Below are 18,942 nucleotides of genomic sequence, written 5' to 3' on the forward strand. Positions count from 1 at the left end.
CGGGTCAGAAAATTTAAAAATCGGCAGTTCGGGCCGTAACGAAAGGCGGCTTCCGGGCGTTCACATCCCCGAATCCCCGACTGCGAAAAATCATGTACAAAAAGGAGTGAACGATATCCCCGAGTCCCCAAACACGGGCAGCCGGAGGCTGCTCATCACCTTCGGTGCCGACCTGGACCACAGCAATATGGACTATTTGGTCCGTACCTTGTTGAAACCTTATGTCTCTGAAACGCTGCAGACCGATTACACCCATCCGGTTCTGCGCAAAGGCGCGGAGCTGGTCTTGAATCTCGAAACCTTCGATACTTCTCCCGGCCGACCGTTCGAACGCTATTTTGCCGAGGATTATCATCTGACCCAAGCCCAGCTGGACGGATTTCTGTACAAGTTCCGCCAACTCAAAGGCACGCATGTGTTCGGAAATCCGAATGTCCGCGGACATGCCGAAGCGGTACGGGGCGAACTGGAATTTTCTTTCCTGATCACGCATACGCTCGGCGGCGAAGCACTGTATGTCCATTACGCGGGCCAAACCGAAGGCGACGGCGACAAGATCGCCCTAAGGCTTATCCCGCTGCTGCCGCCCGAAGAACGCCATCTTCTGATGCCGATCGACGAGATTGAGCCGCTCCGGCAGCAGCGCCTGCAGGCCTGGATCGACCGGCTGCTGGGATTGGACCTTGGACTCAGCCCCGGATCTGCTCCAGAATCTGCGGGTCTTTGATCTTCGTATCTTCGGCCAGCAGCACGATCTTCGACAGGATCTCCGCGGTGCGCGGATCTTCGTCGAGGAAAGGCAGGAAGAAACGGCCGCGCTGGCCGCCATGCACCGGAATGATATTCAGGGCGCCTGCCGCCTGCTTATAGGCGATCCCGCTGCCCAGATGCACGGCATATTCGCCGAGCGTTCCGTCGATCCGGGCATAACTGCCGTCCAAGCGGACGTTGGCTGTGCCGAGCAGGTCCAGCGACTCGCGCACGATCGCCGTGCGCAGCTCGATTGTCGTCAGGCTGGCTTCCGGATCGACGCCGCCGACATGCGCCATGCTCACGACAAGATCCGCGTCGCGCATAATTTCGGAGAACAGCACCGGCGGAAGATCGGCAAGCGGAAGCGGCTTATGCGTACGGCGGTCGCTGAATTGAATCTGCTCGAGCGTCGGCGCTTCCGTATCCGCCGGAGAGAACCAGTCCGCCATCGCGTACAGCGTCGCGATCACATTGCGTCCGTAGTCGACCTTCTGCAGTCCTTCTTCGTAGCTGACCGTCCAGCCCCGTCCGCGCAGCAGCGCGACCGTGCGGCTCGGCTGTACCTGATGTCCCGCATACCGGGAAGAAGACAAGACCGCGGCTTTCTCGTCCGCATTCGGCAGGTACAGCTCGCGGAAGATCTGCTTGAACGGCTGGCGCTGCGCCTGCGCCTGTTCCGGCTGCAGACCCCGTCCGATCAAATCCCGCTGGAACAAAGACCATTGTCCGCTCGCATACAGATCGACGGGGTGGGCCACAACCAGCTCCGCTTCGGCCTGCAGCGGCAGTCCCGCGCCGCTCTCGATATCGGCCAGCGCCGATTCTTCGGCCCGGAAATAGCCAAGTTTCGGCTGTTCCGCCGGCTTCTCCGCCAAACGGAAGACCAGCGTATCCAGCAGCGGCGAGACGACGGGATTGCCGTGCAGCTTGAGCAGTTCGGATACGCGGAACACCGCCTCCGTTTCCATGGAGCGCTCCAGCTCGCGTACGAAGCGCCGATGCTGTTCGGTCAGGTCGGTCTTGATTTCTTTCAGCCGCAGCACATGCCCGTCCTTGTTCAGACGCGAAGGGATCGATTTGAGCGGTTTGCCGTTCTTCTCCGCTTCAATCTCCGGCAGTCCGCGATCGTTGATCGTCAGCTTCACCCGCACATCGCCGATTTCGGTCGGCTGCATATGGACGCGCAGCTCGTCCATTTTGCCTGCTTCCATATCCCACTGCAGCCGCGTGGCGTCGGCATAACCGGCGCTTCTGGCCAGGTTGCCGAACGCGATCCGGCCCGCCGCGCTTTCGCTGGCACGGCGCTGGGCACCGAACTGGCGGCTTTCCAGCAGGAACTTCTGGATATAATCGTAACGCTCGCGCAGATCTTTCTCCCGATTCTTGGCAAGCGGGATCAGACTGTACGCCAGCAGTTGGTCTTTGCCTCGCTTGGAGGCTACCTGCGCACGAATCTCGTCAAGCTTAAGCCTGCCCAGTACCGCATCCGCGAACAGCTGCGAACGGCGGTGGTTGGAGCCGCCCGAGATGTATTTGGCACAATCGTACAGCTGCTTGAAGCGATCGGCCCCGATCGCCTCGTACGCTTCTTCGAACCACTGGACATCGAACGCTCCATCGTTGAATTCCTGCGGCGTGATCGGCGAATAATGCGCGACGATCGTTTCTTTTTCCGCCGAGAAGCTTTCGTTGATGTGCGCATGGAAATACCAGGCGGCGCTGCGCAGTCCCGGCCAGTCCAGATATTCCGCCACGATCTCGATCCACTGCGGAGCGTACATGGCGGCTTCGAGCAGACGCTGCTCCGAAATCCCCGTACCCACAAGACTCTCCGCCAGCTTGGCCGCATCGTCGCTTTTGGCCGGATGGCAGTTCTTGAGCAGATCGCTGAGCGATTCCTTCTTCGTCAGGCTGTCGCCGTAACCGTAAATATAGCCGCGGACAAACGTCTCGCCGCCGAGGCTGACCAGAATGCGGATGAATGCTTCCATGCCTTCGATCCGCAGCAGGGAAAAGGTGAGCGGAGTCGCTTCGGTCGCAAGGTCTCCCCGCGCCAGTTCGATCTCCAGCAGCCGGTCGACCACGCTGCGCAGAATCTTCTGCAGCGGTTCGCTTCGCTTAAGCTCTTCCGGCGGACTGGATGTCATATTGCGAAGCAAATAGTTGGCTTCGCTGCCGAGCAGCTGCTTATAGATTTCGTTGTCGCCGATCAGACCTATCGTGTGGGCTTTGAACAGTGTGCGGATATCGAGAGACGAACCTCTCTGCTCGTCGAACGATCGGCGCGTCTGGTCGAACCGGAAACTCAGGGAGATGCTGCGTTTGAACGAAGCGTCGTCGTAGACTCTTCTGCGCACGAGAGCCATCCAGTCATTGGCCATCACCAGCCAGGCGGGACGGTCTTTGCCCGGCGCATCCTCGGGAAACTCGGCGAACAGCCTTTCCATGGCCGAAGCCGCCGCTTCGTAGGAAACTTCCGGCTCGCTGTCCTCGAGAAAAGCGCCGATCAGCAGGCTGACCGCGGCGGGATAACGGCATTCGTCGAGAATTTTCCAGAACGTCCTTAAGGTCTCGAGCGGATAAAGGCCGCTTACATAGTCTTCCCGCCAATCCGACAGGAAAGGCAGCCGCTGCATTTTCTGATAATCGTAATGGGCGGCGAATTCGCTGTAATGGTCGCTCAGCATGCCGGCAAACGACTTCGTTTCCGCTATCATGTACAAGGCAAGCCGTTCTTCCGGTCCCAGGCCGCTTTCTTCGAGGTAGGTCCGCCATTCTTCGGCCAGCGGATAGTTATCCAGTACGGACTCGCGCTTGTAGTCCTGCTCCAGAGCCGCATGGTGGGCACCGGCGCGGTTGTAGGACAGCGGACGGAATTCGGCGCCGAGCAGCAGCTTTTCCTTGGCTCCCGCGTAATATTCCACTTCGTATTCCGTATCGCGCAGCTCATGAATCCGCTCATCCAGACCGCGGATAAACGCTTCTCCCCGTTCCGCGTCCAGCGAGAAGAGCCGGTCGAAGTCGGCCTGCGGACCCGAGGATTCCAGCAGCCACGGCTCGGTCGTATGCGCATCGTACAGACCGAATCCTTTCTCCGCGGTATACAAGCTGCGCTCCGCAGGCGATTCCAGCTTCTGCAGCAGCTGTTCTTCCTTCGGCGTCGGATGAGCCACCTTGGCGGCAAGAGGAAGCAGCGCTTCGTAATCTTCCGCGCGCTCCGCGTCCGAGGACAGTTCCGTCAGCAGCTCCAGGCCGGCCAGCCGCTGAAGTTCCGTCTTGGCGTCCAGCAGACGCTCAAGCGTACCTTGGAGCGCTTCTTGGGGTTGATCCAGCAGCAGGGCGATCGCACTCTGACGCAGCGAACCCGTCTTGAGTTTCAGCACGGACTCGACACGCTGAAGCTCGCTGTCGTTGAGCTTCAGCGTTCTCGCCCGTTTGAGCGCCGTTTCGCGATTGCGCATGTTTTTGTCTGTCAGCGTATCGAAAATAAATCCTCTTTGCACCTCGGATTCCGGCTCCATCAGGAAAAACTTCAGCAGATCGTGCCGGTTGTCGGCGCTCATCGAACCCGCCAGCCCGATCAAGCGCTCCGTCCACTCCGTGTCCATATCGTAGGCGGTGAGTGCCATCATTTTGCGCAGCACCTGGGACGGATCGTAGGCGTAAGACAGAAAAGCAAGCGCCCCCGACGTCCCGCTCACCGGCTTGGCCGGGCCGTTTTGCAGCAGGGCGGCAAAAGCTTCGAATTGTCTGCGGCGTTCCGCCTTGTCTTCGATCCCCGGCATCGGCTGGACTTCAAGTTTGCGCGGCCCGCTGTCCAGCCAAGGCTTTTCTTCTTCGTCCGTCTCCTCGACCGCCCATTGAACCTGATAATCGTATGTATAATTCGTCAGCATCCCGTGCAGCAGTTCGGGATCCAGTTCCCCGCTGCAGAGCACGTCGACCGCCGAAGCATATTTGAACTCGGCATGCTGGCTCATGGACAGAACGTACTGGGCCGCAACCTTGCGGTAATGTTCGCTCCCCGCCATCATGCGGCGTACCTGCCCCGGAAGTTCCGCTTCTTCGACCAGCGCCTGGGCGAACAGAGACACATAAACTTCCTGCGCATTGCTCGAGTCCAGCCAATCGGCTCTCGTCCGCGCGTCGACCAGCGCCGTATAGAGCCGTTCCAGCATCTTGGTAACCACCCGCTGATCGTCCGCATCGAAAGGCACCCCGGTCCAGACCGCGGCGGCGCGGACAATCGAAGCATAACGGACGAATCCGTTGTCGAGAATGAGCCTCAGCAGATAGAGGAACGCTTCCGGTGTACCGAAATCCATACTCTCCACGATCGACTGCCGCAGCCCTTCCTGCAGGCGCGCCGCCACGAGCAGATCTCCGACCATCTTGTGCAGATCCGAACGATGGCTCATCAGCATGCCGGCAATCATCTCGCGGCTGAGCAGAGCCGTCTGGTTCTCGCCGAGCACGATATCGCGCAGCGCGGACTCGACCCCGGCCTCGTTGGCGTCGAGCTTCTGCGCGATCAGATCGGGAAGCGTATGGCTGATCCGGTAAAAAGCCCGTGTCCGCTCGCTCGAATAATCCCGCTGCGTCAGGTAGCCGTGCAGCGAGAAGTCCGAAGCCTGCAGCCACATCTGTCCCACGATCTGCGACAAGATTCGCGTCAAATGGGCGGATAGATCCGACGTCCGGAATGGACGACGCATATAGCCGACCGCATACGGATAGTCGGCAGCCTGCTCCGTCATCCGGCGTATCCGCTGCCCGGCTTCGTCTCCGATCCATACGGATACGGCTTCTTCCAGCGGCTTGAGCAGGGTATCGGGACGATCTTCGGCCCGCTTCAGAAGCAGCCGGCGCATCTCCTGCACGCTTTCTTGATTCTCGTGGACATAGCCGTTCTCGGAAATTCCGTACAGACAGACCGCAATTTCGGCGTGGGGTTCCCCAAGCTCCTGCGCCCGGCTCTTCAAGCCTTCGAAATAACGTTCCTCCTGCCGCATACGCTCTTCTTCGTTCATGATTCGTTCGCCTCCTCGATCGCTGGATTCGATCCGGTCAGCGGCTCCAATAGCCGCCGGCCAGCATCGTAAAGCGCATAAACACAACTTCGTCCCCGTCCGCAAGCGTGAGCGGCACATCGAGACCCGTAACTTCTTCACGGCGTACAAAGACGCGGTACAGCCCGTCTTCAAAAGCCAGGATTGCAGCCGATACCGCCTGGTCGGCATCCGGCGATTTCTCCCCGTACACGGCCCCGAAACCGATCCGGCCGCTGCCTGCCTCTTCGCCGATCTCCTGTTCGGTGAGATAAGGCAGCAGATTGCCCGTTGCCTTCTTCTCTGCGAATTCGTCGACCATCAGCCGCGCCGTTTGTTCGATCAATTCGCGCAGCGTGCGCGGCATACCGGGAAGATCCAGCTCGCGGCCGGCGATTCCCCGTTTGCGGCCGGAACTTTTGACCATTGCGTTCAGCTTCATAGTTGGTTCCTCCTCGCAGCTGCAGCCCGAAAGCCGCTTCCTTTGCAAAAAAAGCGAATAAACGTTCCCCTATTGTTCAATATTTATTTTATCAGAATTCCGGACACAAAAAAACCCGCCGCATCCGCGGCGGATCTCTTTTACTCGTCCAGGGCCGTACGGGCCAGCGTCTGAAGCACCGCATCTTCCATCGGAGGATTGTGCAGACCGGCCCGCACATCGCGGTAATACCGTTCCAGCGGTAGGTTTCTCGACAAGCTTGCCCCGCCGACAATCTTCATCGCTTTGTCGACGACCTGCGCGGCCAGATGGGTGGCATTGTATTTGACCCAGCCGAATTCCGGACGCATCGACGCCCGTTCTTCCGGCAGACGGTCCCAGCGATCGGCGATATCGTACAGAGCCGTACGCGCCAGGCGCAGCTCGCTGTCGATCTGGCCGAGCCACTGCCGGATATGCGGCAGGGTAGAGATCGGCTCCTTGAGGCTGTTCGGCGTATACGTCTTGGCGAAGTTCAGCGCGTAATCCCGCGCCGCGTACGCGATACCGAGATAGCAGGCCGGAATATGCAGCATCCATCCGTCCCCGTCGTCAACGGCACCTTTGGCTTGGCCAGGTGTATAAATCCCCATGACCTGTGCGTCCGGTACGAACACTCCGTCCAGAATGATATCGTGGCTGCCGGTCGCGCGCATGCCCAGGGTATCCCATGTTTCTTCCAGTGTTACGCCGGCAGCCGTACGAAGTTCGGCCGCCCGCCGCTGCGAAACTTCGGCCCGCCGCGCAATTTCCGCTTCACCCGGAAGCGCCGCTCCGCCCGGAGCGAACGGCGATCCGGACGGCGCAGACGCTTCCGCCGATTCGCCGGCGGTAACGCCTGCCCCGTTCAACGCGGCTAGTCTGATGATGAAATCGCCGACTTCCGGCGAATTGTCGATTCCCGCGCTGACGATATAGTCCGTCAGCAGCGGACCAAGCGTACTGTATGTTTTGCGGCCCGTCAGTTTCCAACCGCCTTCGACGCGCACGGCTGTCGTCTGCGGCCGTCCTCCGCGGGTCGGGCTGCCGGTGGCCCGTTCGCTGGCGAATTTGTTGACCATGGCCCCCGAACCGACCACGTCCCGGCAGAAGTCGGAATAACTCGGCTCCGGCCAAATATCCGTCTCGCGGTAGTGCAGCATCATGCCGCCGTGCCAGCCGGCGCTGAGCGCGGTCGAACCGTCGCCGCGCGCGATGCGTTCCTGCACGAGCAGCCACTCGTACAAGGATACTCCGTCGCCGCCCTGCTCTTGGGCAAGCGTCAGCTTGGCATACCCGGCCGCTTTGAGTTCTTCGAAATTTTCGAACGGAAACGAACCTTCGCGGTCGTGTTTGGCCGCACGCCCGGCGAAGCGTTCCGCCAGGCCATCCGCCCAGGCCGCAAGTTTCTCCTCGCGTTCGTTTCTGACGAACGCGTCGATCGCTTTTTTCCTCATTATTCGCTCATCCCTTCCGCTATCCAGTCCCGATCTTTCTTCTATTATAGAGAAAAAAGGTTCCGCAAAGCAAAGCGGACGACTCGGATTTGCGAACGCAAAAACAAAACCCATGATTTTGAACCCAAAGCTACTGACACACTGCTGTCAGCAGCAGGTTGGTAGGATAGGAATATTCCCATCGAAAAAACACACTTTTATCCCCAGGAGGCTATCATGTCAGTAACCGGACCCGATTTTATTTCATTGCAGGTGAGCGATCTCGAACGTTCTGCCGAATTCTATCAACACCATCTCGGAATGGTTCGCTCGCAGGCAGGACCGCCTCATGTCGTAGTGTTTGAGACGAAGCCTATCGCCTTTGCTCTTCGCGACCGGATCCCGGGTGTCGACTTCGGCGCAGGTATCCAGCCCGGACTTGGCGTCGCATTGTGGCTTCAGGCTCCCGATTCGCAGGACATCCATGATCGGCTTCTGGCCGCGGGCGCAGCGATTGCTTCTGCGCCGATCGATGGACCGTTTGGGCGCACCTTTACTTTTGTCGACCCCGACGGCTATCTGATTACTCTTCACAGCAAAGCCTGATCCGATGAAAAAAGCCTGACCGTCTGCCCGTTACTTCAGGCAGGGGTCAGGCTTTTGTTCCTATACGCTTCAAGTCTTCCGGCTTACAGCTTCTTTTCCATCTGATAATCGGTAATCGCGTATCCGGATTTTTGATAGACATGCAGGGCGGTCGGGTTGTGTCCGAATACATGCAGACCGATCGTCGAAGCTCCCAGCGCACGCGCCGCCTCGTCGAGCACCTGCATCGTCGCCTGTCCCAGGCCTCTGCCCCGGTACGATTCTTCGAGGATAATGTCGTACAGAAAAGCACGCGTTCCCGCGGGCGCATCCGATACATGCAGCCAGACACTGCCGATATTCGTCGGCTCGGCTCCGCAGCGGATCACGTACAGATAATGCTCTTTCGTCTGTACGCCGTCCGGCAGGTGTTTTTGGTAAACGACCTCGGACAGCTCCAGTGATTCTTCTTCCGTCCAGGTGCCGGTTGTCACTTTGTCCCGGGCGAATTCCACGACCGAACGGGCTCTGAACAACCGGAATTCGTCTTCGTTCATCCGTTCAAGGGTAACTTGTTCCATGCAGCTCCTCCTTCTGTTGATGAATCTTTCATACCGTCGAGCTCTTTCTGCGTCAAGCCCCGAACCGCTTCCGGTATCCGCACTTCCGGCACAGCTCCTCGACCGCTTCGCGGCGCGAGAATCCGTACACGATATCGTTGGCGCGTTTACTCTCCACAATCTCGGAAAACTCCTGCTCGAGAACGTTGCCGAGGTTGATTACGCCTTCTCCGTCCAGGCAGCACGGAACAACCGTACCGTCGACCAGAATAGCCGCATGGCTGCGCAGCGCATGACAGAACCCTTTGCCGTCGTCTTCCGGCGCGCTGAGACTCGGCCACTGGAACTCGTGATCCTGATTCAGGTAGACGTTGCCCGATACCTTGAGCCCTTTGCCGCGCTCGAACCGTTCTTCGATCCGGTAATCCAGGTCGTATTCGCGTTCGATCAGCTCCAGCGTCTCGCGGTTGCGGCTGCGTGCGGCATTGGTCATATTGTCTTCGGTGAGATTCCACAGGCGGAACGAGAAGATCAGCTTGCCCGACACTTCATGCTCCGAAGCGTCGCGCACGAACGAGAGGATATCGGCCAGATAGCCGTTGCGGTCGGTCGAACCGGCGTGGCCGTCGAAGCTGTGCAGCGAAAAGTTCATCTGGCGCAGCGCCGGCTTGCCCAGCAGCTTGTCGCGGTTCTTGGCAATCAAGGTGCCGTTTGTCGTGATATTGACGTGGAAGCCGCGTTCATGCGCCAAATCGAGCAGCACATCGATCTTCGGATGCAGCAGCGGTTCGCCTTTGACATGCAGATAGATATGGTTCGTGTGCGGATCGATCTTGTCCAGAATCTGCGCGAAGGTCTCGGGCTTGATGAACTTGGCCTGACGGGCTGTCGGCGGACAGAAATGACAGGACAAATTGCAGACACTCGTGATTTCGATATAGACTTTCTTGAATGTTTTCAAAAGTTGACGCTCCATTCCCGATGTAGGTTCTGTGTCTATTATGTGTTCCGGGGAGCAAAAGCTCAAGTCCCGAAACGACCCATTCGCCAAATCGGCAGGAGGCACCGGGTCCGGATCTTCTCCGGGCTCAGATCAGCGCTTTGCGCATCCGCTGCAGCGACATGCCGGGCAGTTCGTCCGTGACGCGGTAACCGAGCCGTTCGTACAGCCGTTTGGCGTCCGGATTTCCGAGACTGACCGTGAGCGAGCAGGCCGCAAAACGCTGGCGGAGAGCTTCTTCTTCGGCAAAAGCGATCAATTTCGATCCGATTCCAAGCCCCCGGCTCTGCGGCATGGTCGCCAGAGCCGCGATGTGGAACTCATCGCTGAGCCCTTCCTTCAATCCGATCAAAGCCAGCAGCTGCCGGGGGTGACGCAGATGATAGGCCAGCAGCGGAAGATGTCTGTAAGCCAACAGCCGGGTAAAAGTCGGCCAAGCCAACTGTTCCAACCGGGAAGCGGGGCAGCAGGTGATCACGCCCATCGTTTCATCTGCGTGCTTGGCTTCATAAGCGTACTCGTGGCTGAAGCGGTTACCGTCCGCACGCCACAGCTTGCGCATGATGCGCTGCACCGTCTGGTCATTGCGGCTGCCGACCAGGGCATTGGCCGTTCCTCCCATCGCCATCATGAGCAGCTTGGCGCCTACCGGTGAACTCGGATCGGCTTTTACGATTGTCGCCATGACAGAACACTCTCCTTGATTTCTATTGAATAGTCAAAGTTTCCCCGCCTCGGTCGACCCGCCTTCCGATCAGACTCTCGACGATAATCGTCACCGTTCCGACGGTAAATCCGGCCAGCGTCTCGATCCCGGTACGGACATTTTGCTTGAGATGCCGGCAGACTTCGGGGATCCGCACACCGAACCGCATATCGACGCGAAGCTCCACATCAAGCGTGGTTTCGCGGATATGCAGCGCGATCCGGCCGCTTTTGGCGGCTGCACGAAGCCGCTCCGGAATTCCCGCAGCCTCTTCTTCCTTGAGCACGATGCCCTCCGTCTGCGCCAGCGCGCCGGCTACAATCTTCTGAAGCACCTTCTCGGCTACGCGGATGCTGCCGTAACCCGTCTCGATCTTCATATGTCTTCCTCCTTCAGGGCGCAGGCCCGTTTCGTTATCGACGACCTACCGCCCTGATTCCCCTGCACCGCGCAGCGGTTTCCAGCCCCGAAGCCGGCCGATTTGTCGAATCTCCTTTTGCAGATACGATTCCAGATACGATCATATAAACTATCTATTGATAGTTCTATCTATCATTCTTCTTTCTATATTAACCGCTCCGTCCGTCAAAATCAACTTTGCCTGCCTGTCCGGTTTCCCCTGTATACACAAAAAAGCGGGCACTCTGCTGGAGAGTACCCGCTTCTCGTGCCGGCTGTGCCGGCTTCATCCTTGCCGCCGTACCTTTATAGTCTGTCAATGGGCCGCAGACGGTTTGCCCGGAGCGCCTGTCTGCTGCGCAGCGGAAGCTGGAACCAGGTTCGCCGGCTGCAGATAGGTCCGCAGCAGCGTAATCGCCCAGGTAACCAGCGCGATCAGCAGCAGATGCCAGACGAATACACCCGCTCCGCCTCCGTTGTAGATCAGACGCATAAAGCCCTGAATGCCGTTTGGCGCCGGCAGGAAGCTGCCGAGATGCCGATAGAACGGCGCCAGCATGGCCGCCGGGATAATATTGCCCGCCGTCATGAGCTGAAGCGGCACAAGCGCCACATTGAACAGCGGGGCCACATTGCCCAGCAGCGCGAAGCTCATCTGGGTCAGGCAGGCGCTTGCCAGGAAGACGCAGCTGAGCATCAGCCACATGCTCCATAGCGGTGCGGCCGGCTCTACAAACAGCCGGGCCACGCTCACGATCACAAGCGGGGCGGCGGCGGAAATCAGCAGCAGAAGCAGCTGGCGGCTCCAGAAAATCGCCCATTTTCCTGTACGATGCTTCATGATCTGCGCCGTGATGTTGAATTGGATATTCATGGTCATCATCGCGATATACGGAATAAATCCGAGGATCATCGGCAGCATCGTGACGGCAAAGTTGCTCTGGTCATGCGTCTTGACGATTTCGGCCTGTACCGGCATATTCGCGCTTCCTCCGGCAATCGCCGTATTCATGCCTTCGGTCAGCTGCGAGGCCGCGCCTTCCATCATCGCGGCCGCCACTTCGGACGTTCCCTGATTGATCGTGTAGACGAGCTTGGCCGAACCTTGTTGAAGCGACGCCGCGAAGTCGGCCGGAATACGGATCACCATCGAATAGTCTCCGCTGTCCATCGCGGATACGGCTTGGTCCAGATCGGCGACGATTTCCGTGCCAAAAGGCGCGGAAGTCTCGATCTGCTGGGAGATGGCGGCACCGGCTTCGCCGGCCTCATTGACGATTGCCACCTGCAGACGGTCGATCCGCTGGGTCGCATCCTGATAACCGGTCATCCACAGCAGCACGAACAGCAGCGGAACGAACAGCGCGAAGACGACCCCGATCCGGGTCGTCGTGATACTCATCATGGTCTTGAAAGCCTGTTTCATTAAAAAAATTCTCTCCTCTTGTAAGTCGGGCCTGTATCAAACAGTGACTCAAATTTAAATGGTTGAATGTGCATCTATTTGGATAAAAAAAGTCATCCGGATACATTGCCGAAAATTCGGTCCAGTACCCGAATGAACAAATTCAACTCTTCTTCTGTCAGTCCTTCGATCGCTCCCCGGTTCTGCGCTTCCATCAGCGGAGTCAGCATCTGCTCGACTTTCCGTCCTTTTTCCGTCAAATACACCAGCACGCTTCGCCGGTCGGACGGGTTGCTTCGGCGCACGATCATCTTTTTGTATTCCAGCTTGTCCAGCACTTTGCTGATCGAAGTCTGGTCGCGGGAATGAACCTCGGCCAGCTTTTTCTGCGACACGCCGTCGGCCAGCGTCAAGCGGTGCAGCACGCCGTACTGTTCGGGGGTCATGTCTTCCGAAGAAGTCACCTTGCCTGCTCGTTTGGCGTAAGCCAGATAGGTGCGCGACAGCAGAAAGCCCAGCGTATCGGCAGTATTGTCCATCTTCATTCTCCTTTGACGGGTGAGCAAGCTTTATGTTCGGCCGCCTCGATAATTGCATGTGCATCTATTGCATCTGCTATTATATCGGGCGAATCGGGGAAAAGTCAATTTAAAATGTAAAAGGCTTTTGCATGACCAATCCGATCAGCCGGGTTCGAAGCGTCTGCGCCGCATCGCTGCGTTCCATCCGCATACGCCGGCTCAGCTCCGCGATATCCGGTTCGAGCAGCGCCACCACTTCCAGCAGCGCGTCTGGATCTCCCGCACGCGAACGTTCAACCAGGCTTACGAATTCAGCGTCCGGCGCAGATGCTCCAGCGATTTGTGTTTCCATTTGTTCACCCCCTGCTGGCTGATCCGCATCATATCGGCTGTTTCCGCTTCCGTTTTCCCCTGCAAAAATAACGATTCCATTACCTCTCTGCCTTTGTCAAAAGGAATCGAATCGATCCACTCGTAGACGGACCGTTCCGTCTCTTGCGGGTCGTAGGCCGGCAGGCGTTCCCATTCTTCCGATTCGACCGCGTTTCTTTCCCGGCACAGCCGCTTTCGTTGATGATAAGCCTCACGCCAGGCCGTTCGCTGAAGTTCTTCCCGATAATATCCGATCGTCTCCCGCATCGCCCTTCATCTCCTCTCAAGTCGGATAAGAACAAATGTTCCTATTATCTATATTATAAACTTTGCCTTTTGGATAGAACCATTTCCCGGAAAAGGCACAACGTTTAACGAAACGGAACATACATCGATAGAGGGGTTTTTTATTTTTTTGGACAACCGGTTGTAAAAGGAGCCGAATTCCCTCCTTCTGTAATGAAGACGGTAATCGCCGCCAGCGGGCGGCGGAGCCGAATCGAACAACAAGGAGCGATTACGATGAAAAAAGTGGTATATGTACCTTTGGACGACCGTCCGGCCAATCTCGACGATGTGATTCTGCAGGGAAAAGCGGCGGGGCTGCAGGTTCTGACGCCGGAAGCGTCTGTTATTCGCAACCGTATGGACGATACGGGCGAGATCGAAGGCACCGAAGTGGTCGGAACGAGCGGCGCGGTATACGGCGACCCGGCCGGTGTGCAGCAGTTCTTGCAGCAGCATGCCGCGGAAGCCGACGGCTTCATTATCTCGACCGATATGCTGGTCTACGGCGGGCTGATCGGCAGCCGTCGCCTGCGCGACGATGCCGGCGGCGACTATCCGAATTACGATCCGGCCGTCGACGGTCTGCTGGGCACGGTCGCCGGGCTGAAGCGCGATTATCCCGACAAGCCGGTCTTCCTGCTCGATACGGTCATGCGGCTGGCAACCACGACGATGGCCGAAGGACTCAGCATCGAAGTGTACAACGAATCCCGGGCCTTGACGATGAAGCCGCGGCTTGCGCAGACCGAATTCGATGCGATCCTGAGCGGCTATGATTTGAAACCGGACGGGACCCCGTACGAAGAGACCGTCCATCTGAACAAGGAGCGGTATTACAATGCGCGCCGCCACAAATTCAAGACGAACCGCCGGGTGCTGGAGACGCTCCTTCGGGATGCCGGTATCGACTTTGCCGCAATCGGCGTGGACGACGCTTCGACTCAGGGCGTGCAGGCAAACGAAATCGACTGGATCGAAGCGCGCATCGACGAATGGCTCGGCGGCAGCGGCGGACAGAATCCCGAACGCGCCGTCATTCTGCCCGATGCCGACGGCTTGGGCCATGTCCTGATGGCCCGGATGGCCGCCCGTCTGCACGCGGATACGACCACGCCCGCAAAGCCGGTTGTAGCGGTTCGCTACTTCGGCCGGGACGGAGCCGAAATCGTCAATCCGTACGAGTATATGGACGTACACCAGAACATCCTGCGGCATATCGATATCGCGGGCGGCACCTACGTCAGTGACGGACGTTCGCCGATCGCGCCGCCGGTCGAAGCGGCGGATACGCCGTTCGAGCTGGAACTGGTCGCATTGACCGGCGAAGACGTCATTGGCGAAGCCGTCGCGCATATCGAAGCCAACCGCGCCGCGCAGATCCCGACGCTTGTCGTCGATTTCACGCGGGGCGGCTCGGCGGGTCTCGTCGTAACGCCGGTGCTGCTGAATTCGCCGGCAGTCGGCAGTCTGCTGGGCTACAGCGCCTGGAACACGGCCGGCAACAAGATCGGCATGTCGCTTGGCATGGCGCTGTCCCGCTTCTTTTTCCTTCGCCGGGAAACCCAGGAGCGTCCGCTCGGCCTCGCGCTCGACGCGCACGGCTCGCTGCTGTTCAAGCGTTTCCTCAAAGACTATTTGTACAAATCGCTTGAGATCGGCGTCATCCGCACCGAATCTCGCGCCCGCACGCCGTACACAAACGTGACCGCCGACCAGAATATGCGGATCTTCAACACGCCGGAAGATTACGACTTCCTGACGCAGCTGCTGCGTACCGACATGCAGACGCGCACGCAGGAACTTGCCGCCATGCCGGCTTTTGGGATCGGCACAAGTTCCCCGGCCTGCGCCATTCGCCGCTTCGGCGTTCCCGAAGGCGAAGCAGGCCCGAACTCCCGCGACTGGCGCTACGCGCAGTACGCCGCCGCGCTGCTGCCGGAGACCAACCCGAACTTCATCTGGTGGCGCGCGTTCGAGATCACGCTGAATCCCGAGATCGATCTGGAACGGACCTCGCAGGGAGCCTGCGAGTAAAACCTGACGCGGAAGCGGATGGATAGCTCAACAGGGCTGGATGCAATTTTGAAGCGGCGTTGGGCTAAGCCATTCGTACGGAAGCAGGCTGCGCGATGAAGCGGGCTTGGCGATAAGTACGAACGCAGGCTTTGTGATGGGGCGGGCTTGCCGATAGGACGGGCTTTCGCGGCAGGGCAAGCTTCTCGCCTACCGGCAGGCTGCGGCAGTCGGCAAGCCGCGCCGCGCGGAAAGCTTCGGAATCGGACAAATCAAAACCTCGAATCCCGCTGCGGGATTCGAGGTTTTTTGTTTCGGCTTTTTTGCTGGAGAAGAGGATCGGGAACGGGGCGGCGCGAGAACGGCCCTCTTCCTGCGACCGTCCGCGCCAGAGCAAAATAACAGCGTAAGGACCGTTATTTCCATTCACCTGTCTTCGCTACGCGAAATAACGGCGTGGGGACAGCTATTTCCCTCCCACTGTCCTCTCTGCGCGAAATAACGGCGTGGGGACAGCTATTTCCACGATCTGCCGCCGAAAACTCCTGTTTTCCGCAAAATAACTGCCTCTGCGCAATTATTTGTGATCCCGGCGGCTTTTTAGCCAAAATAAGTGTCCTTCTGCCGTTAATTCCGACTCTACAGCCGCGGATCGATCTCTTTCTCCCCCGCCACTTCGAACAGCAGGTCCGAAGCGGCTTCGCGGTATTCCGCGTGCTCGGGCGAGATATCGTCGATCGGGACGGACAGCATGCGCAGGCCGAGGCGGTGCTCCTCGATCGAGGTGCGCAGCTTGCGCTGGATGCTTTTCTGCTTGATCAGCTTGGCGTATTTGTGCGGGAAGCGGTAATCGTAGCCGTACACGATGCTCAGGTAATCGGCGTTGCGCACTTTCATGTTCGGCGCGACGCCGCCTTGCGGAAGCTCCGGCTTGATGACGACGCCTTCCATGCCGCGCTCGGACGTCAGCTCATTGAAAAAGGCTGAGGCCCGTTCGTAAGCATCGTCTGCCGCCAGATCGAGCGTCAGCAGGCTGTCGTCCGACAGGAACGCGTACAGGTCGGACTGCTTGCGCGTCAAGCCCGGCAGTTCTTCGCGGCCGTCGGCGTACACGATCTTGAGCAGGCCGAACGGCTTGTAAGCCGCTTCGCCCGCCTGCGCGTACAGCCCGAGCTGGCGCTCGTAGACGGCGCGCGCTTCTTCATGGACGTCCAGCGGCATGCGCGCCTGGCGGATGTCATGCACGTATTTGTACGTCTGGTACGTACCGCTGCCGTATTTCTCATTCAGCTTCGCTTTGGACGAATGGATGCGGTCGACGCCGAATCCGCTTTCTTCGTAGTCCGAAGTCAGGCGGTCCAGCGCCTGCTCGAAGCCCTGCTCGCGCAGGAAAGACAGTTCGCTCTTCAGCGCTTCGCCGATCGGGCGGAACTGCCGCTCGATCAGTCCTTCGCCGAGCGCGTGCCACGGCATCAATTCGCCGTCGAGGATCAGCATCCGTATCCCGTGCTCCTCCATATAGGAGCCGAAGCGTTCGATCAGCGCCGCGTGGATCTGCGTCAGATCCACGCTCTTGATCTTGTAGCCGTTGCGGCTGACGGCGAAGCTCTCTTCCGGCGAGCGATGCAGATACAGATTGCAGCGCGAGCCCATGTATTTGGGCTGGAGCACCACTTCGCGGACGCCGTGGCCGCGGAAATAATCCAGCCCGCGCCGCAGCGATTCCAGTTCGCCGGCGCCCAGGTCTTTGTCGGACGGCGACATCGTGCCGGAGACGAAGTTGATCTTGTGGCGCGAGATATAGCGCAGGCGGCGCAGGTCTTCATCGCTCAGCTCGCGAGGCTGAATGCGGCGTTGATGCACGAACAGCGTGTGCAGTTCTTCCGAAATCGCGGCGTTCGCGGCTTTGTGCGATCTGAAGAACGGCTTGTAGCCCATGCTGACCGAAGTCAGCAGATTGCCGTGCACCGCGCCGGTATCGAGGTGCAGCTTGTTCTTGAGCCGGAACGCCTGCTTCGCGGCGACGTGGCCGAACAGGTGATACGGGTGGTTGCCGACGGCGTCCCGCCGGAGGAACGCCAGCTGTTCTTCCTTCGGCAGGTCGGGGCGCAGCCGGAACGTGCGCTGATGGCGCTGCGCATAGGCGCCGAGCTTGCCGATGTATTTGTTCTCGCACGGCGCGTGCGTGACGTAGAAGGACGGCTGCCCTTCGCCGACGCCGATCCGGCGATAGAACGGCCGCGAAGCTTCGACCAGCTCGTCGAACTTGGCGCGCAGCGCTCCGTCTTCTTCCAGAACCGGGATCGAATCGAAGTAGCTGTCGAGCAGTTCGCCGTCCACGCCGGAAATTTCGCCGCGCAGATATTTGTACACGAAGTTCTCGTGGTTGCCTTTGACCAGCAGAAAATGCTTGCGGTTCGCATGCAGGAACTCGATCGTCTCGCGTGTCCGTTTGCCTTTGTCGATCCAGTCGCCGGCCAGAATAAAGTCCGTATCCGCCAGCTTCTCCGGCAGGATCAGCTGTCCGTCTTCGAACGTGCAGCCGTAATCGAGCAGCAGTCCCCGAAGCGCATCCACGCTCTCGTGCACGTCGCCGATCACGATCGAGCCGCGGCCCTGCGGCAGGATGCAGCCGACGTAGGACTCCTGATTCTCGACGACGACGGTATACCCGGTCGACTCTTCCGAAGAAGAGGATACTTCCGAAGAAGCCGACCCAGCTTCTCCTGCGCTCCCCGAAATCCCTACAGCCCCTGTCGTCCCAGCCGCCCCTGTCGCCTCTGCCGCCTCTGTCGCCTCTGCCGTCTCCACCGTCCCCGCCCCTGTCGCCGCTGCCGGACCTGCCGATCCGCCAAGACCAAAGTCTTTCGCTTTGACCCGGTGCACCGCGTCGTAGCCTTCTCTCGCCAGCGCCGGCAGCACGTCTTTTTTGAGCCGGTTGATATGGGTCGAGATCAGCCTCTTCGAGCGCTCCGACGCGTAATAATCGCTGCGTTTGCGGTAATCGAACACGACCGCTTCAACGTTGTAATGGTTCTCCTCGGCGATCGCCCGCACCTGCTGGCGAAAATCTTCGGACAAACCGGTCGTATCGACAATCACGAATTCCGCGTTGATCGGAAATGTCGTCGCAAGCTTCAGCCGCTCGAACAGCAGCGCAAACGTCTGCTCGCTCGCTTCCAGCATGACCGAGTCGTATTTGTCGTACTCATAGCCGAGCATCTCCTGCCGAATCCGGTCGGACGACAGCAGCTGCACGTTGCCGTGCAGGCCGCGCTCGGGGGTGTCCAGCTTGAGCTTCGGCAGCAGCACGCGTTCGGCGAACGTCGTCTTGCCGCATTCGGTCGGTCCGATCAGCATGAGGATGGTATGGACTTTCGTGCGGATTTCCAGCGT

15 protein-coding genes are annotated in these 18,942 nt (G+C 59.0%); 3 read left to right on the forward strand and 12 right to left on the reverse strand.

The genetic code is table 11. The annotated features are described in order from the left end of the window. Window positions 1-106 precede the first annotated feature (106 nt). Window positions 107-727 (forward strand): hypothetical protein, encoded by a 621-nt coding sequence (locus tag HRQ60_RS10470; protein ID WP_172195766.1) that lies wholly within the window; start codon window positions 107-109, stop codon window positions 725-727. Here HRQ60_RS10470 and HRQ60_RS10475 read toward each other — a convergent pair. The 3 genes from HRQ60_RS10475 to HRQ60_RS10485 all read right to left on the reverse strand — a co-directional run bounded on the left by HRQ60_RS10475 (window position 690) and on the right by HRQ60_RS10485 (window position 7,718). Beyond that, complete coding sequence (locus tag HRQ60_RS10475) at window positions 690-5,783, reverse strand: DUF4132 domain-containing protein (RefSeq protein WP_172195767.1); 5,094 nt, start codon at window positions 5,781-5,783, stop codon at window positions 690-692. The genes HRQ60_RS10470 and HRQ60_RS10475 overlap by 38 nt on opposite strands. A 37-nt stretch (window positions 5,784-5,820) precedes the next feature. Next, on the reverse strand, window positions 5,821-6,243 hold the full coding sequence (locus tag HRQ60_RS10480) for a hypothetical protein (protein ID WP_172195768.1): 423 nt from the start codon (window positions 6,241-6,243) through the stop codon (window positions 5,821-5,823). Window positions 6,244-6,383: 140 nt separating this feature from the next. After that, window positions 6,384-7,718, reverse strand: coding sequence for an acyl-CoA dehydrogenase family protein (locus HRQ60_RS10485; RefSeq protein WP_172195769.1), 1,335 nt, complete (start codon window positions 7,716-7,718; stop codon window positions 6,384-6,386). 216 nt (window positions 7,719-7,934) lie between these two features. On the opposite strand from HRQ60_RS10485, the gene HRQ60_RS10490 reads away from it, so the two are divergent. Beyond that, a complete protein-coding gene (locus HRQ60_RS10490; protein WP_172195770.1) occupies window positions 7,935-8,303 on the forward strand; it encodes a VOC family protein in 369 nt (122 codons plus the stop codon). A gap of 83 nt (window positions 8,304-8,386) precedes the next feature. On the opposite strand, the gene HRQ60_RS10495 is transcribed toward HRQ60_RS10490, so the two are convergent. From HRQ60_RS10495 to HRQ60_RS10530, 8 genes are all read right to left on the reverse strand, one after another. Then, window positions 8,387-8,863 (reverse strand): GNAT family N-acetyltransferase, encoded by a 477-nt coding sequence (locus HRQ60_RS10495; protein WP_172195771.1) that lies wholly within the window; start codon window positions 8,861-8,863, stop codon window positions 8,387-8,389. Window positions 8,864-8,915: 52 nt separating this feature from the next. Next, the gene (locus HRQ60_RS10500; RefSeq protein ID WP_172195772.1) at window positions 8,916-9,803 is read right to left on the reverse strand and encodes a radical SAM/SPASM domain-containing protein; all 888 of its coding nucleotides are present in this window, start codon (window positions 9,801-9,803) and stop codon (window positions 8,916-8,918) included. A gap of 127 nt (window positions 9,804-9,930) precedes the next feature. Next, entirely contained in the window at window positions 9,931-10,527 is a 597-nt protein-coding gene (locus HRQ60_RS10505) for a GNAT family N-acetyltransferase (RefSeq protein ID WP_172195773.1), read from the reverse strand. 22 nt (window positions 10,528-10,549) lie between these two features. After that, window positions 10,550-10,927 carry an Asp23/Gls24 family envelope stress response protein gene (locus tag HRQ60_RS10510; protein WP_172195774.1) on the reverse strand — a complete coding sequence of 126 codons (378 nt, stop codon included), beginning with the start codon at window positions 10,925-10,927 and terminating at the stop codon, window positions 10,550-10,552. Window positions 10,928-11,263: 336 nt separating this feature from the next. Then, window positions 11,264-12,373, reverse strand: coding sequence for a YhgE/Pip domain-containing protein (locus tag HRQ60_RS10515; RefSeq protein ID WP_246281264.1), 1,110 nt, complete (start codon window positions 12,371-12,373; stop codon window positions 11,264-11,266). A gap of 92 nt (window positions 12,374-12,465) precedes the next feature. After that, window positions 12,466-12,891 (reverse strand): MarR family winged helix-turn-helix transcriptional regulator, encoded by a 426-nt coding sequence (locus HRQ60_RS10520; protein ID WP_172195775.1) that lies wholly within the window; start codon window positions 12,889-12,891, stop codon window positions 12,466-12,468. Between the two features lie 109 nt (window positions 12,892-13,000). Beyond that, the gene (locus tag HRQ60_RS10525; RefSeq protein ID WP_172195776.1) at window positions 13,001-13,225 is read right to left on the reverse strand and encodes a helix-turn-helix domain-containing protein; all 225 of its coding nucleotides are present in this window, start codon (window positions 13,223-13,225) and stop codon (window positions 13,001-13,003) included. Further along, window positions 13,177-13,512: an RNA polymerase sigma factor gene (locus HRQ60_RS10530; protein WP_172195777.1), complete on the reverse strand. Its 336-nt coding sequence runs from the start codon at window positions 13,510-13,512 to the stop codon at window positions 13,177-13,179. Before HRQ60_RS10530 ends, HRQ60_RS10525 begins: the two co-directional genes overlap by 49 nt. A 255-nt stretch (window positions 13,513-13,767) precedes the next feature. Between HRQ60_RS10530 and HRQ60_RS10535 the strand changes: the two genes are divergently transcribed. Beyond that, window positions 13,768-15,567 carry a DUF4127 family protein gene (locus tag HRQ60_RS10535; RefSeq protein ID WP_172195778.1) on the forward strand — a complete coding sequence of 600 codons (1,800 nt, stop codon included), beginning with the start codon at window positions 13,768-13,770 and terminating at the stop codon, window positions 15,565-15,567. 618 nt (window positions 15,568-16,185) lie between these two features. Here the strand turns inward: HRQ60_RS10535 and HRQ60_RS10540 are convergent. Then, window positions 16,186-18,939: an AAA family ATPase gene (locus HRQ60_RS10540; RefSeq protein WP_246281272.1), complete on the reverse strand. Its 2,754-nt coding sequence runs from the start codon at window positions 18,937-18,939 to the stop codon at window positions 16,186-16,188. Window positions 18,940-18,942 lie beyond the last annotated feature (3 nt).

Source organism: Saccharibacillus qingshengii, assembly GCF_013185195.1.
Lineage (GTDB): Bacteria > Bacillota > Bacilli > Paenibacillales > Paenibacillaceae > Saccharibacillus > Saccharibacillus qingshengii.